The 15959-nt window shown below is 60.1% G+C and carries 15 protein-coding genes; 14 read left to right on the top strand and 1 reads right to left on the bottom strand.

Annotated features, from left to right (window positions below; all coding sequences use genetic code 11):
• Genes cobN through cobJ form a run of 5 tightly spaced genes read left to right on the top strand, consistent with a single transcriptional unit; the run spans position 1 to position 6527 of the window.
• Positions 1-3294 carry a cobaltochelatase subunit CobN gene (cobN, locus tag ACR0KC_RS14300; RefSeq protein WP_480771975.1) on the top strand — a complete coding sequence of 1098 codons (3294 nt, stop codon included), beginning with the start codon at positions 1-3 and terminating at the stop codon, positions 3292-3294.
• Positions 3291-4418 carry a precorrin-3B synthase gene (gene cobG / locus ACR0KC_RS14295; RefSeq protein WP_170594884.1) on the top strand — a complete coding sequence of 376 codons (1128 nt, stop codon included), beginning with the start codon at positions 3291-3293 and terminating at the stop codon, positions 4416-4418. The genes cobN and cobG overlap by 4 nt, the downstream gene beginning before the upstream one ends.
• Positions 4418-5047, top strand: coding sequence for a precorrin-8X methylmutase (locus ACR0KC_RS14290; RefSeq protein WP_170391845.1), 630 nt, complete (start codon positions 4418-4420; stop codon positions 5045-5047). Before cobG ends, ACR0KC_RS14290 begins: the two co-directional genes overlap by 1 nt.
• The gene (locus ACR0KC_RS14285) at positions 5044-5772 is read left to right on the top strand and encodes a precorrin-2 C(20)-methyltransferase (RefSeq protein WP_170401239.1); all 729 of its coding nucleotides are present in this window, start codon (positions 5044-5046) and stop codon (positions 5770-5772) included. Before ACR0KC_RS14290 ends, ACR0KC_RS14285 begins: the two co-directional genes overlap by 4 nt.
• Positions 5769-6527 (top strand): precorrin-3B C(17)-methyltransferase, encoded by a 759-nt coding sequence (cobJ, locus tag ACR0KC_RS14280; protein ID WP_480752504.1) that lies wholly within the window; start codon positions 5769-5771, stop codon positions 6525-6527. Before ACR0KC_RS14285 ends, cobJ begins: the two co-directional genes overlap by 4 nt.
• Here the strand turns inward: cobJ and ACR0KC_RS14275 are convergent.
• On the bottom strand, positions 6524-7255 hold the full coding sequence (locus ACR0KC_RS14275) for a cobalt-precorrin-6A reductase (protein WP_480706632.1): 732 nt from the start codon (positions 7253-7255) through the stop codon (positions 6524-6526). The two genes, cobJ and ACR0KC_RS14275, sit on opposite strands and share 4 nt — an antisense overlap.
• On the opposite strand from ACR0KC_RS14275, the gene cbiE reads away from it, so the two are divergent.
• From cbiE to ACR0KC_RS14230, 9 genes are all read left to right on the top strand, one after another.
• Positions 7254-8453, top strand: coding sequence for a precorrin-6y C5,15-methyltransferase (decarboxylating) subunit CbiE (cbiE, locus tag ACR0KC_RS14270; RefSeq protein ID WP_480706634.1), 1200 nt, complete (start codon positions 7254-7256; stop codon positions 8451-8453). The two genes, ACR0KC_RS14275 and cbiE, sit on opposite strands and share 2 nt — an antisense overlap.
• On the top strand, positions 8450-8818 hold the full coding sequence (locus ACR0KC_RS14265; protein ID WP_170391855.1) for a cobalamin biosynthesis protein: 369 nt from the start codon (positions 8450-8452) through the stop codon (positions 8816-8818). The genes cbiE and ACR0KC_RS14265 overlap by 4 nt, the downstream gene beginning before the upstream one ends.
• Positions 8815-9609 (top strand): precorrin-4 C(11)-methyltransferase, encoded by a 795-nt coding sequence (cobM, locus tag ACR0KC_RS14260; protein ID WP_480562342.1) that lies wholly within the window; start codon positions 8815-8817, stop codon positions 9607-9609. The genes ACR0KC_RS14265 and cobM overlap by 4 nt, the downstream gene beginning before the upstream one ends.
• Positions 9596-10918 (top strand): cobyrinic acid a,c-diamide synthase CobB, encoded by a 1323-nt coding sequence (locus ACR0KC_RS14255; protein ID WP_480706980.1) that lies wholly within the window; start codon positions 9596-9598, stop codon positions 10916-10918. Before cobM ends, ACR0KC_RS14255 begins: the two co-directional genes overlap by 14 nt.
• Entirely contained in the window at positions 10915-11643 is a 729-nt protein-coding gene (cobA, locus tag ACR0KC_RS14250; RefSeq protein WP_480706636.1) for a uroporphyrinogen-III C-methyltransferase, read from the top strand. Before ACR0KC_RS14255 ends, cobA begins: the two co-directional genes overlap by 4 nt.
• Positions 11636-12379: a precorrin-6A synthase (deacetylating) gene (gene cobF, locus ACR0KC_RS14245; RefSeq protein WP_170512199.1), complete on the top strand. Its 744-nt coding sequence runs from the start codon at positions 11636-11638 to the stop codon at positions 12377-12379. Before cobA ends, cobF begins: the two co-directional genes overlap by 8 nt.
• A 76-nt stretch (positions 12380-12455) precedes the next feature.
• Positions 12456-12920 carry a DUF302 domain-containing protein gene (locus ACR0KC_RS14240; protein ID WP_170401258.1) on the top strand — a complete coding sequence of 155 codons (465 nt, stop codon included), beginning with the start codon at positions 12456-12458 and terminating at the stop codon, positions 12918-12920.
• Between the two features lie 79 nt (positions 12921-12999).
• Positions 13000-14619 carry a thiamine pyrophosphate-binding protein gene (locus tag ACR0KC_RS14235; protein WP_480706639.1) on the top strand — a complete coding sequence of 540 codons (1620 nt, stop codon included), beginning with the start codon at positions 13000-13002 and terminating at the stop codon, positions 14617-14619.
• Positions 14606-15790, top strand: a complete 1185-nt coding sequence (locus ACR0KC_RS14230; protein WP_170648107.1) for a CoA transferase — start codon at positions 14606-14608, stop codon at positions 15788-15790. Before ACR0KC_RS14235 ends, ACR0KC_RS14230 begins: the two co-directional genes overlap by 14 nt.
• Positions 15791-15959: the final 169 nt, after the last annotated feature.

Genomic DNA, 15959 nt, shown 5'->3' with positions numbered 1-15959 from the left:
ATGCACGTCGTCTTCCGCGAAAGCCATGGGCTCGAAGAAACCGAGACCCCGACCGATCTGGGTCAGAGCCCGGCGGACCTGGTGGTGCTGTCCTTTTCCGACAGTGACCTTGGCGCTTTCGCGGCGGGATGGCATCGTGGAGGTGGGCCTGAAGGACGCATGCCAACGATGCGGCTGGCCAATCTGACGGCGCTGAAGCATCCCCTCTCAGTCGACACATATGTCGAGCAGACACTGGAGGGCGCAAAGGGCATCCTGATCCGTCTGATCGGTGGAGTGCCCTATTGGGCGTACGGCTTGCAGCAGGTTCTGGCGCTGGCGCAGGCCAAAGGGATTGCACTGGCCGTACTGCCCGCAGACGGTCGCGAGGATACGCGGCTGGATGATTACTCTACCCTGCCTGTCTCGACCCTGCGGCGGCTGGCGCATCTGTGCGACACCGGCGGTGAGGTCGCGGCGCAGGCCGCTCTGGCGCAGATGGCACTGGCTGCGGGGTTGTATGCAGGTCCGGTCATGGGCGCCAAGACCATCCCCGAATGCGGTGCCTGGTGCCCAGATCACGGCGTGATCCCTGCAGAAAACGCTCTGCCCGGTGATGCGAAACGTATCATCGTAACCTTTTATCGCGCATACCTGACCTCGGCAGATACCGCCCCAATTGCGGCGTTGATCCGCAGCTTGCGGGCGCGGGGTTTTGAGGCCGTCGGCCTGTTTGCCCCGTCGCTCAAAGCACCAAATGCCGCCGATTGGCTGCGCGAGACTATTGTGGCGCTGAAGCCTTCGGCGATCGTCAACGCCACCTCATTCTCAGGCAAGGGCGCATCAGGCACCTCACCTCTGGATGTGGCAGAGGTGCCGGTCTTTCAGGTCGCGCTGGCCACCTCACGCCGCAAAGCGTGGGCTGACGCAGTGCGTGGCCTTTCACCTGCCGACCTCGCGATGCATGTGGTCCTTCCGGAAGTGGACGGGCGGATCAACGCGGGCATCGTATCCTTCAAAGAGCCGGGCAAACGCGATCCGCATCTCGAATATTCTCGTTTCGCTCATCGGGCTGAACCCGAACGGATCGAAGCCATCATCAACCGCATCTCCGGCTGGCTGAACCTTCACGACAAACCCAAAGCGGAGCAGGTTCCGGCGCTGGTACTATCGACCTATCCCGGCAAAGACTGGCAGATGGCACATGCAGTGGGTCTGGATGCGCTGGCCTCGGCTGAGGCAATGTTGCTCGATCTGCAAGGCGAAGGGTATGACACCGCGCCTGCCGAGCCAATTGCTGAAACTCTTCTTGATGCACGGATTTCATGGCCGCTAGAGGATTATCAGGCGGCGCTGGCGGCGCTGCCGGAAACACTCCGCGCCGATCTCAATAAGGTTTGGGGCACTCCCGAAGACGACCCTGCTTTCACAAACGGCGCGTTCCATTTCACGGCACTGCGTCGTGGAAAAGCGCTGATCGCGCTGCAGCCCGAGCGCGGTACACCCGAACTGCGCGATGACGACTATCACGATCTGTCGCGCACACCGCGCCACGCCTACGTCGCCTTTTACTTGTGGCTGCGCAAAGGATTGGTCGCGGATACGCTGATCCATATCGGTGCGCATGGCACGCTGGAATGGTTGCCGGGAAAATCAGTCGCCTTGTGCAACGAATGTTGGCCCGAGGCGTTAATCGGCGATCTGCCGGTGATCTACCCCTTCATTGTCAACGACCCCGGCGAGGCCGCGCAGGCCAAGCGTCGGATCGGGGCGGTCACGTTGGGCCATATCCCACCCCCGATGAAGGAAAGCGGCACACCAGATCGCATGGTGCGGCTGGAATCGCTTTTGGACGAGTTCTCGAACGCGGACGGGCTAGACCCCAAACGCCGCGATCGCCTGCAGGAAGATATCCGGGACGAGGCGCAGGCGATCGGGCTGGAAAGCGATCTTGGCCTCGATCAGGCCACCTGTACCGCCGAGGCGATCACGCGCATTGACCGATTTGTCTGCGACATCAAGGAAAGCCAGTTCGGTGATGGGCTGCATATCTTTGGGCGCGTCCCCGATGAGACGGGCAATTTCGACGCTGCCCCCTCAGCCCAAGCTGAACGCTCTGCCCTAATTGACGCTTTAGCGGGCAAACGGATCGAGGCCGGGCCGTCCGGTTCCCCCTATCGCGGGCGTACGGATGTTTTGCCGACCGGGCGGAATCTTTACACGACCGACCCACGCTCGGTTCCCACGCGCGCGGCCTATACACAAGGCGTCAAGCTCGCCGAGGAACTGGTTCGGCGGCACCTGCAGGAAGAAGGCGACTACCCCAAGGGCTTGATCGTCGATCTATGGGGTTCGGCCACTATGCGCACAGCGGGCGAGGAATTCGCCATGGCGCTACACCTGCTGGGAGTGAAGCCGGTTTGGGATAAAGGGTCTGAGCGGGTCTCGGGCATCGAAGTGTTGCCGATCACCGATCTCAGCCGCCCGCGTCTGGACGTAACACTGCGCGTCTCTGGCCTGTTCCGGGACGTGTTCCCGACGCTTTCAGCGCTTTACGGTCAGGCTGTCCGCGCATTGACCAAACGAGATGAAGCACCCGACTGGAATCCTTACGCCGGTCAGGAGCCTGCGGCGCGGGTCTATGGGCCAGCCCCCGGCAGCTATGGTCTGAACATGACTCATCTGTCCGAAACCTATACGGATGAGGCACGCGTGCAAGCGGGTGAGGCTTGGCTTGATGCCAGTTCCTTCGCTTTGGAAGGTGAACACATCGCGCAGGATAAGGACGGTATCTCGCAACGCGTCGCCAACGCCGACAGCTTTGTGCACCTACAGGACCTGACCGAGACGGACTTGCTGCTGGCCAATGATTATGCAACGCACGAGGCCGGATTTGCCGCCGCCAAGAAAATCACCGGCGGTACTGCGCAGCTTTATCATCTGGACAATACCAACCCGGACAACCCGCGCGCCCGCACCCTGCCCGAGGAAATCAGCCGCGTCGTCTATGCCCGCGCCGCCAACCCGGGCTGGATTGCCGGAATGCAGCGGCACGGGTTCCGGGGCGCCGCTGAAATCGCGGCGACGCTGGATCATATGGCATCTTTCGCGCATCTGTCCGGCACAGTCGCACCGCATCTGTTCGATCTGTACCACGACGCCACGCTGGGCAATGAAGAGGTCGACGCCTTCCTGCAACAGGCAAACCCGCAAGCACATCAGGCCATGCAGGATCGGTTCCGGGCACTGCTGGAGGCAGGGCTATGGCATACCCGCCGGAACTCGATCCGCGCCGACCTGGAGGGGTTGGGATGAGTGCGCCCATCGTGCAGGGCTGGTGCCCCGGTGCCCATCGCCCGATGATGTCCGGTGATGGGCTGGTCGTGCGTGTGCGCCCTCGGCTGGCGCGCCTGGATGCCCAACAGGCGATAGGGCTGTGCGAATTGGCGGAACGGTTCGGCAATGGCACGATCGACCTTACCAACCGCGCCAACCTTCAGCTGCGTGGAGTAAAGGAAACCGACCATCAATCCTTGTTGGCCGCGCTTTCCTCGCTGAACCTGCTGGACGCCGAACCCGGAATCGAAATTCGCCGCAACATTCTGGTCTCGCCACTCTATGAAGCCGGTGATCTGACCGCTCGGCTGACACAGGAATTGATCCAGCGTCTGGCCGAGCTTCCGGATTTACCTGCCAAGTTCGGCTTTGCCATCGACACAGGTTCCGAGCGTTTATTGGCCGATGACTCGGCGGATATCCGGCTTGAACTCGGTTCGGGCAGCCTGATCCTGCGCGCGGACGGGGCCGAAACCGGGCGAGTGGTGTCGGAAGCTCAAGCCATCGACCAAGTGATCGCGTTGGCGAAGTGGTTTGCGCAAACCCACACAACCGAGACCCGCCGTATGGCGCGGACCGTTGCCACATATGGTTTGCCCAACGAGTGGCAAGGCAGCGCGCCCGGCCCCATTGGCGTGCCTCTTCAACCGGGAGCCTGCGTGCAGGGGACACTCTATGGCGCTGCCTTTGGGCAGCTACCGGCGCGGCAACTCCATTTGCTGATCGAAAACAGCAACGCCACTGCCCTGCGGGTCACACCATGGCGGCTGTTCCTGTTGGAAGGCGGGGCGGCGATACCCGCCCTTGACTTTGTCACAGATGGCACCGACCCGCTGAGAACAACCGACGCCTGCCCCGGCGCGCCATACTGCCCGCAGGCGCAGGTCGAAACCCGCGGTGTGGCGCGCGCCCTGGCCGCGCGCGTTGCAGGCAGCCTGCATGTATCGGGCTGCGCCAAGGGATGCGCCCGAATGGGTCCGGCCGATGTCACTTTGGTTGGCAATTCCGGACGATTTGACCTTGTCAAACAAGGCCGTGCGGGGGATGAGCCCTGCCAACGCGGCCTGACCGAAGAAACACTCATGACCATGGACTTCACCTGATGCCCTATGAATACGAAACCGACGGCGCGGCGATCTACAAGCAGAGCTTTGCCACCATCCGATCCGAGGCTGATCTGGCCCGGTTCGATGCCGATGAAGAACAGGTCGCCGTTCGGATGATCCACGCCGCAGGGATGGTCGGGCTGGAAGAGTTCGTCCATTTCTCGGACGGTTTTGTCTCGGCAGCGCGTTCCGCGCTGGAAAATGGCGCGCCGATCCTGTGTGATGCCCGCATGGTCAGCGAAGGCGTCACCCGCTTTCGCCTGCCCGCTGATAACGAAGTGATCTGCACCCTGCATGACGAGCGCGTGCGCCCTCTGGCTGCCGAAATGAGCAACACGCGCTCTGCCGCCGCGCTAGAGCTGTGGCGTCCGCATCTGGAAGGAGCACTGGTCGCGATCGGTAACGCCCCTACCGCGCTTTTCCACCTGCTGAACATGTTGGAAGATCCCGACTGCCCACGCCCCGCTGCCATTATCGGCTGCCCGGTGGGCTTCGTCGGAGCGGTCGAGTCCAAGGATGCCTTGTGGGAAGCGCAGCCCGTACCCTCCTGCATCGTCAAAGGCCGTTTGGGAGGCAGTGCGATCACAGTTGCTGCCATCAATGCTATCGCGAGCCGCACGGAATGAGCGGGGGTAAAATATACGGCGTGGGCCTCGGCCCCGGCGATCCGGACCTGATGAGTGTCCGTGCGGACCGCCTGCTGCGCAATGCCCGCCATGTGGCGTTTTTTCGCAAACCTGGCCGCACAGGTCAGGCCCGCAAGATCGTCAATGGAATGATCCCCGGCGACGCCATCGAGTTTCCAATGGAGTACCCGGTAACCACCGAAATCCCGGTGACGGATCCAAGGTATAATGAACTCCTTTCGGTGTTTTACGAAGACTGTGCCGCACATCTGAAGTCGCTTACCGAAAATGGTGAGGATGTAGTGGTCCTGTGCGAAGGCGATCCGTTCTTCTATGGATCATTTATGCACCTTTACAATCGACTACGAGACATATCTGAAGTCGAAGTCGTACCTGCCATAACCGGCATGTCCGGCGCCTGGACCGCAACCGGTGACCCGATAACTTGGGGCGACGATGTCCTCACGGTTCTTGTTGGAACCTTGCCCGAGGATACTCTGACTGAACGCATGACCCAGACCGACGCGCTGGTTGTCATGAAGATCGGGCGGAACTTCGACAAGGTAAAGCGCGCGCTGAAACAGGCCGGGCTGTATGACCGCGCGTGGATCGTCGAATACGCTCAGATGCCGAACCAACGGGTCTGCAAACTGTCTGATAATTGCGAAGGAATCACGCCCTATTTCTCAATCATACTGGTTCATGGACAGGGACGCCGACCATGAGCGGTTGGGTCAAGATCGCTGGCCTTGGGCCTGGAAACGAAGCACTGGTCACTCCCGAAGTCACTGCCGCGCTGGCAGAAGCGACGGACGTGGTTGGTTACATCCCTTATGTTGCTCGGGTGGCCGAGCGAGAGGGGTTGACCCTGCACGCCAGCGATAACCGGGTCGAGATCGACCGCTCTCGGCACGCTTTGCAAATGGCGGCCGGCGGTAAACGCGTCGTTGTAGTCTCGTCAGGGGATCCCGGCGTGTTTGCAATGGCCGCTGCGGTGTTTGAAGCGCTTGAAAACGGGCCGAAAGACTGGCGTGACATACAGATCGACGTGCTGCCGGGGATCACTGCGATGCTGGCGGCTTCGGCCCGCGCTGGGGCGCCGTTAGGGCATGATTTCTGCGCCATCAACCTGAGCGACAACCTGAAGCCATGGCCACTGATCGAAAAGCGCCTCCGACTTGCCGCGCAGGGCGATTTCGCCATGGCGTTCTATAACCCTCGCTCGAAGTCTCGACCGGAAGGGTTTGAAAAAACGCTGGAAATCCTGCGGGAGGAATGTGAGCCGGAACGCCTGATCCTGTTCGCACGCGCTGTATCCCGCGAGGATGAGGCTTTGCGGATTTCAACTCTGGAAGAAGCCACGGCAGATATGGCGGACATGCAGACCGTCGTCATCGTCGGCTCGTCCCTGACCCGCATAGTCGAGCGCAACAGCGCCCCGATCGTCTACACCCCGAGATTCACGCTGGCCAAGGATTAAGTATGCGCCAGCCAGTCCAAGACCTGCGTGACATTTGCCAACTCGGTCCGCTTCGGCAGGGTCGGACGGTCTATCATCAGAACCGGCAAGCCCAGCGCCCTGGCGGCATCCAGTTTGGCCCGCGCGCCGGTGCCACCCGCATTCTTGGATACAATCAATTGCGTATGGTGACGTTCCATCAAGGCCCGGTCCTCTTCAACAGTAAACGGGCCCCGCGAAACGATCACATCGCTTTTCGGAAGCGGCAATGCGTCCGGATCGTCTACAAGCCGCAAAAGATAGTGATGCTGAGGTTGGGCTGCGAAGTCATGAAGATGCATGCGGCCAACTGCCAGGAAGACGCGGCGGGCTGGACCGGCCAGAGCTTCAACCGCACCTTCAATATCCGGTACGTGCTGCCAGTTGTCCCCGTCTTGCGCGACCCAAGCAGGTCGCGTCAAAGCGGCCAAGGGCGTTGCGCCCCCCGCACAGGCTTCCACCGCATTTCGGCTCATCTGCGCCGCAAAGGGATGAGTCGCATCGACAACATGGGTGACGCCGTGCTCGTGAATGTACCGCGCCAGTCCCGCTGCACCACCAAACCCGCCCACGCGCATCGGCACGGGTTGCGAGCACGGGTTATCGACACGTCCGGCGTAGGAATATGTAGCGGGAATGCCTTGATCGGCAACCGATTTTGCCAGAGCATTCGCCTCGGTCGTGCCACCAAGAATAAGGAGGTTGGGCATGTCTGAAACTCCGTGGTTGACCGTTCTGGGTTTGGGCGAAGATGGACTGGATGGCCTGTCCCCTGCAAGCCGTCAAGTGCTGGACCGCGCTGAGATTGTCATGGGTCCGACACGCCACCTGTCGTTGATCCCAGACAGCGCGGCGGAACGGATTGAATGGCCGGTCCCATTTGCCGATGGCCTGCCAATTCTGACCGCATTGCGCGGTCGGCAAACCGTTGTGCTGGCCTCGGGTGATCCGTTCTGGTTCGGGGCCGGGTCCGTTATCGCGCGTAATTTCGAAACGAACGAATGGATTGCCCTACCCGGCCAGTCGACCTTTTCGCTTGCTGCTGCGCGGCTTGGTTGGCCGCTTGAAAACACGTTGACCTTCGGGCTACATGCCGCGCCTCTGACGCGCCTTCGCCCTCACTTGGCACCCGGCCTGCGCGCGATTCTCTTGCTGCGCGACGGCAAAGCCGTAGCCGAGCTTGCGACCTATCTGGGCGAAACCGATTTTGCCGATTGCACTCTGCACGTCATGGAAGCGCTCGGTGGCCCCCGTGAACGCGCGCGCAGCGTGTCGCTGACCGAGGCGTTGCTTGGAACCTTCGAACATCCGGTTTGTGTCGGTCTTGATGTCGCGGGTACTGGGCGTGCCTTTCCCAAAGCCTCGGGAAAGCCCGATGACATCTTTGAAACCGACGGCCAGATCACCAAGCGCCCCATTCGCGCGCTAACCCTGTCGGCGCTTGCCCCTCATCGGGGTGAGCATCTGTGGGATATCGGTGGTGGCACCGGTTCGATCAGCATCGAGTGGCTGATGTGCGATCCGACGCTAACTGCAACGACTATCGAGCCGCGTGCTGATCGGGCCGAACGCATTCGCCGCAATGCCAATACGTTAGGGCAGGATCGGTTGTGCGTTGTGCACGGTTCTGCACCAGAGTCGTTGGCTGATCTTGACCGACCCGATGTGGTGTTCATCGGTGGCGGTCTGAGTGCGGATCTGCTGAACTGGCTACACGCTAATCTTCAGGCCGGCACGCGGCTGATCGCCAACGCGGTGACATTGGAAAGCGAAGCGTTACTAGCTGAATGGCACGACAAGCTCGGCGGAGACCTGCTGCGCATCGAACTGGCGCAGGCAGCTGCGCTTGGTCCACGGCGAGGCTGGAAATCTGCCTACCCAGTGGTGCAGTGGAGCCTCACGTTATGATCGTCGCGGGGTTAGGTTTCTCATCCTCTGCTACGCTGGCCAGTCTTCGTGCCGCTTTCGAGCTTGCCTCGACAGGAAAAACTGTCGATGCCCTTGCGACCGTTGCGGACAAGGACGGACACACCGCACTTGCCGCGCTTGCAGAAGCAACTGAGCTGCCGGTACATTTCATTCCGGCAAATGATCTTGCCGAACAACGCACACTTACTTGCTCAACCCGCAGTCGCGCCACATATGGCACCGGCAGCGTGGCCGAAGCATCCGCTCTTGCCGCCGCCGGACATGGCGCGCGGCTGATTTCACCCAGACAAATCTCGGACGACCGGCTTGCAACCTGCGCCGTCGCCATCGGAGGACAGACATGACCGTTCATTTCATCGGCGCCGGACCGGGCGCCGCCGACCTGCTGACCCTGCGCGGGCGCGATATCATCGCCTCCTGCCCGGTGTGCCTTTATGCGGGTTCATTGGTACCCGAGGAGATTCTGGGCCACTGCCCCAAAGGCGCGAAGATCGTAAACACCGCACCCATGGATCTGGATCAGATCATGGCCGAAATCGAAGCAGCGCATAAAGCTGGACAGGACGTGGCGCGGCTGCATTCCGGGGACCTCTCGGTCTGGTCGGCGATGGGTGAGCAAATCAGACGTCTGAAAGAGATGGGTGTCCCGGTCAGCGTCACGCCCGGTGTACCCTCGTTTGCGGCTGCGGCTGCAGCGCTCGGGACCGAGCTGACACTGCCCGGTCTGGCGCAATCAGTGGTCTTGACCCGCACGCCCGGGCGTGCGTCTTCGATGCCGGAAGGCGAGACACTGAAAAACTTCGCTAAAACAGGTGCGACTTTGGCTATCCACCTTTCGATCGGAAATCTGGATAACGTCATCGCCGACCTGACACCTGCCTATGGGACAGACTGCCCGGTCGCCGTGGTCTACCGCGCTAGTTGGCCGGATGAGAAGATCATCCGCGCAACGCTTGCCACGTTGAAGGAGTCACTGGACAACAGCATCTCGCGCACCGCACTGATCATGGTTGGTCCGGCGCTTGCAGGTGAAGGGTTTGACGAAAGCTGTCTGTATTCCAAGACATATGACCGCCGCTATCGCCCTCAAAGCGCCGACAGTCCGTGGTCGAGCTGGAGCCATGGTGATGACTAACCCCCCCGGAATACTGATTTCCGCTCCGTCATCGGGTACAGGCAAGACCACTGTCATGCTGGGATTGCTCCGGGCTTTGGCCGAGGACGGCTTGACCGTACAACCGTTCAAAAGCGGGCCGGACTATATAGATCCGGCGTTTCACCGCGCTGCAGCGGGCCGTGCCTCGTTCAATCTGGATAGCTGGGCGATGGGGGAGCCGCTGCTAAGCGCGATCTCTGAGCAGGCCACGGGCGCGGATATTGTGGTGGCCGAAGGCTCAATGGGTTTGTTTGATGGCGTCGCCAAACCCGGAGAGCTGGGGCATGGGTCGAGCGCTGAAACGGCGCTGCGCATGGGATGGCCGGTCGTTCTGGTCCTGGATGTCGGAGGACAAGCGCAATCGGCGGCGGCGACCGCGCTTGGCTTTCGGATGTATAACCCCGATCTACCTTTTGCCGGCGTGATCCTGAACCGCTGTGCCAGCCCAAGACATGAGCGGCTGACGCGGCTGGGCATGGAACGGGCTGGATTGCCGGTTCTGGGCGTTCTTCCGCGCCGAGGTGATCTGACCCTGCCCGAAAGACATCTAGGCCTGATCCAGGCGGTTGAGCATCCGGATCTGGAAACGGCAATCGCCGGATATGCCGCATTCCTGCGTGAACATGTCGATTTGGTTGCGATCAAACGGGCGGCCTCCTCAGGCCCTGCTAGGCCATCGTCAGCCGCGCTGCCGCGACCCCCGGCGCAGCGGATCGCACTGGCCCGTGATGCAGCGTTTTCATTTACCTACCCGCATCTGCTGGAAGGGTGGCGCAGCGCCGGTGCAGAAATACTGCCCTTTTCGCCACTGGCAAACGAAGCGCCAGCTGCAGACGCTGAACTGGTCTGGCTACCGGGGGGCTATCCCGAGCTGCACGCAGGAACATTGGCGGCAGCAGATACATTCTTGACCGGGCTGCGCAAACACGCGGAAACGCGACCTGTGCATGGTGAATGCGGGGGGTACATGGCATTGGGGGAAGTTCTGGTCGACAAGGAAGGCGCGCCACATCAGATGGCAGGGTTGTTGGGTCTGCAAACCTCATACCAAAAGCGCAAATTCAACCTTGGCTATCGTAGGGCTGAGCTTTTGGCGTCGATGCCGGGCTTTGCCAAGGGTACCGCCTTGCGCGGACATGAGTTCCACTATTCCTCGATCATCGAACAACCTGACGCTCCTCTTGCGCGAGTCTTCGATGCCGAGGGGGCCGAAGGCCCTCAGACAGGATCGCGACGTGGCAATGTCACCGGCACATTTTTCCATCTTATTGCAGAGGCCTCGGCATGACCGGTTTTGTCTCTTTCATTGGCTCCGGTCCGGGTGATCCGGAGCTACTAACGCTCAAGGCCGTAGACCGGATGCAGAAAGCCGATGCGGTGCTGTTTGATGATCTCAGCAGCGGCCCGATCCTGACCCATGCGCGTGACGATGCTGATCTGGTTGGTGTTGGCAAACGCGCCGGTCGCCCTTCGCCCAAGCAGGATCACGTCAGCCGATTGTTGGTGGAGTATGCGCAGACCGGTCAGCAGGTGGTACGCCTGAAATCCGGTGACGGAGGATTGTTCGGTCGACTGGAAGAAGAACTGGTCGCGTTGCAGGCAGCCGGCATCAAGTACGAGATCATTCCCGGCATCCCCTCTGCCGTCGCGGCGGCAGCTGCAGCTGGTATTCCTCTGACCCGACGCCTGACTGCACGTCGCGTTCAATTCGTCACCGGGCATGACGTAAGTGGCAAATTGCCGACCGATCTGAACCTTCCCGCCCTGGCTGATGCTAGCGCGACGACGGTCGTATTTATGGGCAAGCGCACTTTTCCCTTGCTGGTCGAAGCCCTGAGCGCGCATAGCTTGCCGTTGGACACGCCTGCTTTGATGGCCGAATCTGTTTCAACTCCCGAGCAATCCTTGGAGCGCTCCACAATCGGAGACCTGTCCGACAAGCTGCGATCCGAGGTTGGAACCGCCCCGGCCCTGATCCTGTATGGCCCGCTGGCAGAGTTCGAAGATGTTTGAACTGATTCTGATCGGAATCGGCACGGGTAATCCCGACCACCTGACCTTTCAGGGGGCGAAGGCGATCAGATCAGCGGACCTGATCCTGATCCCGCGAAAAGGAGAGAACAAAGCTGATCTGGCCGGTGTGCGCGAAGACATCATCACGCAGGTCACCGACAAACCTGCACGGATCGCCTATTTCGACGTTCCCAAACGCCGGGCAGATGACGGCTATCTCCGAGGCGTCGACGAATGGCACGACGCAATTGCCCTGCGCTGGCACGAGGCGATTTCAGCCTACCCGGACGCGCAGAAGGTGGCGTTGCTGATCTGGGGTGATCCGTCGCTGTATGACAGTTCGCTAAGAATTGCAGCGCGGCTGGACCCGCAACCACAAGTCCAGGTTATGCCGGGAATCACAGCGTTGCAGGCGTTGACTGCAGCCCATGCGATCCCGATCAATGATCTGGGCGCGCCCTATGTCGTGACCACAGGCCGTCGCATCCGCGATGATGGATGGCCTGAAACGGCGTCGAAAGTGGCCGTAATGCTGGATGGCGAATGCTCGTTCCAGAGCCTGAAGATGACCGATTATGACATCTGGTGGGGGGCATATGTGGGCATGAAAGAAGAGATTCTGATCAAAGGCCCATTGGCGGATGTGGCGCAAGACATTCTGGATACCCGCGCGCAGGCCCGTTCTGATCACGGCTGGATCATGGATATCTATTTGCTGAAGAAACGTGCGGCCTGACGCGCGCACAGGATTGTGAGCCCCGTTTCAGCGCTTTTCTGTCATCAATTCCCCAGTCAACAGGAAGGGAAAGAACATGAGGGCGCTTTGGGCTGCGATCTGCCTGCTGGCGATGCCTGCTTGGGCCGACGGCATCGAACCTCTTACTGGATGGGCGGTTTACTCCAGCGGAAAAAGCTATGAGACCCTCGTAGATGACACAAAGGCCGCGGTAAAGGAAAACGGCCTGATCGTTGTGACACAGGCCGGGCCGACCAAAGCGGCGGCCTCGCGCGGTATCACCATTCCGGGCAACCGGGTGATTGGCGCATTCAACAACGATTACGCAGTTCGGGTTCTTGAAACCTCGACCAACGCGATGATCGAAGCGCCCATCCGTTTCTACGTGACCGAGAACGAGGACGGCACTGCAACCCTTTCTTACAAGACACCCAGCTTCGTCTTTGCCCCTTACGCAGACGAGGGCGGAGACGCTCTGCGCGAGATTGCCATAGAATTGGACGCAAAGTTTCAGGCCGTGGCGGAAAACGCCGTCAAATAGTCACACTGACGTGAACCTGCTTGCGTCCGGACGCGTCCTCCGCAATCTGCTGGCAGATAACTTTGTCGGAGCTTGATTAATGCAGGACCTGTCTCCCCGCGCTGCGGATTTGTTGGCACAACGCCTTTTCGAGGCCGGATGCCGCCATGCGTTCGGAATGCCCGGCGGCGAGGTTCTGACATTGGTGGATGCGCTGGAAAGCGCGGGCATTGCTTTCCACCTTGCAAAACACGAAAACTCTGCAGGTTTCATGGCCGAAGCGGTCCACCATCGCGATGGTGCACCTGCAATCCTCGTGGCCACACTCGGGCCCGGAGCGATGAACGGGATCAATGTGGTCGCCAACGCCCTGCAGGATCGGGTGCCGATGATCGTGCTGACCGGATGCGTCGACGCGGATGAGGCGTTGACCTACACCCATCAAGTGATGGATCACGCGCAAGTCTATCGCTCGATCACCAAAGGCAGCTTTATGCTGACGGCCGACGGGGCCGATATCATCGCCGACAAGGCGGTATCGCTTGCCAACCAAGCGCGCCCCGGCCCAGTACACATCGATGTGCCTATCTCGGTGGCCGATACGCGCGTATCAGGGGTTAAACGTCGTCGACTGGCAAAAGTTGCTCCTGTCGCGCCTGGCGCGGAATGTCTGGAAAAGGCCCGCCGATGGGTGGCCGAGGCTGAGCGACCTTTGGCGATCATCGGTCTTGATGTTCTTTACGACGACTCGCGCTGTGTGGTGCGAGCATTTTTAGAGCATTTCAACATTCCCTTTGTCACCACCTACAAGGCCAAGGGGGTGGTGCCCGAGGATCATCCACTCTGCCTGGGCGGGGCGGGTTTGTCTCCGCTGGCCGATAAGCACCTAGTCCCGCTGGTGGAACAGGCTGATCTAGTACTGTGTTTGGGATATGACCCTATCGAGATGCGCCCCGGCTGGCGCGAGATCTGGGACCCAGAAACCAAGCGCGTGATCGACATATCAGCCGTGGTGAACGATCATTACATGCATCAGGCTGGGCTAAATCTGGTCGCCGACACCGGCGCAACGCTTGAGGCCATTGCCAAGGGCAACCCTGCCGGCAAGACTTGGCCGAATGGTGAGCCTGAACAGGTCAAGGCTGCGCTGGCGAATGCTTTTCCGACAGATGAAGACTGGGGACCGGCGGCGATCATCGCAGAAACTCGTGCCGTTCTGCCACCTGAGACCCTCGCCACGGCCGACAGCGGCGCGCATCGCATTCTGCTCAGTCAGATGTGGGAGTGTTCGGAGGCACGAGGGTTGATCCAGTCCTCGGCGCTCTGCACCATGGGGTGTGCCGTTCCGATGGCGATCGGTCTGAAATTGGCCGAACCGGATCGCCCCGTGATCAGCTTTTCAGGCGATGCCGGGTTTCTGATGGTTGCAGGAGAGCTGTCGACTGCCGCCGAATTGGGTGGCAACACAATCTTTCTGGTCTTTGTCGATGCCAGCCTTGCGCTGATCGAGCTGAAACAACGCCAGCGTCAGATGGGCAATCGCGGAGTGGATTTTGACCGCCATGACTTTGCCGCTTTAGGCCGCGCACTCGGCGGTTATGGTCGCACAGTTCGTAGCCGCGATGATTTGCGGGCTGCATTGGATCAGGCGTTGAAAGCAGACAAGTTCACTGTCATTGCTGCGGAAATTGACCGTGGAGGATATGATGGCCGCATCTGAAGGACCGCTGAAAGGCGTCAAGGTACTGGACCTGTCTCGCATTCTGGCAGGACCCACTTGTACGCAGTTGTTGGGCGATCTTGGCGCTACCGTCATCAAAATCGAAAACCCGGCGACCGGTGGTGATGATACGCGACAATGGGGCCCTCCTTACGCCGAGGATGCGGATGGTAACCGCTCGGACCTGAGCGCATATTTCATGTCCTCCAACCGCAACAAGAAATCGGTCGCATTGGATATCGCAACACCCGAAGGACAGGCAGAAGTCCGACGCCTAGCCTCGCACGCTGATATACTGATCGAGAATTTCAAGCCCGGTGGACTGGCGAAATACGGGCTCGACTACGCAACCTTGTCCAATGAGTTTCCCGACCTCGTCTATTGTTCAATCTCAGGCTACGGGCAGACAGGCCCAAACTCATCGAAGCCCGGATATGATCTAATGGCGCAAGGATATGGCGGGATCATGTCTCTGACCGGAGACGCCGAAGGCGCGCCGATGAAAGTAGGCGTCGGAATTGCTGACGTGATGTGTGGTATGTATGCCTGCGTTGGTATTCTGGCTGCGCTGCGTCATCGCGACATGACTGGCGAGGGTCAGCAGATCGATCTGGCGCTGGTGGATGCACAGATCGCTTGGCTGATAAATGAGGGCGTGAATTATCTGACCTCGGGCGAAGTGCCTCAGCGGCGCGGCAACGGGCATCCCAATATTGTGCCTTACGAGGTCTATCAGACGGCGGATGGGCACGTGATTCTGGCCGTTGGAAATGACAGTCAGTTCAAAAGATTTTGCGGCTTCATCGAAAAGCCAGAGCTAGCCGAAGATCCCCGATTTGCCACCAACCCGGCCCGTCTTGAAAATAGGGATGCGTTGAATGCGATCCTGCGCCCGGCAGTTCAGGCGCTGGATACAGGCAGCGTTATCGCGGGGCTTGAAGACCTGAAAGTCCCTGTTGGCCCGGTGCGGACGCTCGATCAGGTTTTTGCCTCGGATCAGGTCGCTGCCCGCCAGATGCAGATCTCGATGCAAGCTGAGCCTGGCGAGGTGCAACTGATCGGGAATCCCCTGAACCTGTCACGCACGCCTGTAACATATCGCAGCGCACCACCGGTCTGTGGGGCTGACACACAGGCTGTTCTGAACGCGGAAAACCCCTTCGAAGATTGAAACACTCTGCCCGTTTAGGCGGCAAGTTGCTGAAACATGCCCTTGAATCGGCGGTTTTTTTCGCGTTTCTCACACACGGGATTTCACCAATTCGAGAGCAGGGTCGATACTGTTACGACCCGGCTGCACACTCTGTTACATCGAACAGTGTAGAACGTCGCAATCAGAT

The organism is Ruegeria sp. CF3 (genome assembly GCF_056537365.1).
The sequence above is the reverse complement of the archived record's forward strand: the minus strand, read 5'-3'. Positions and strand labels throughout refer to the sequence as shown.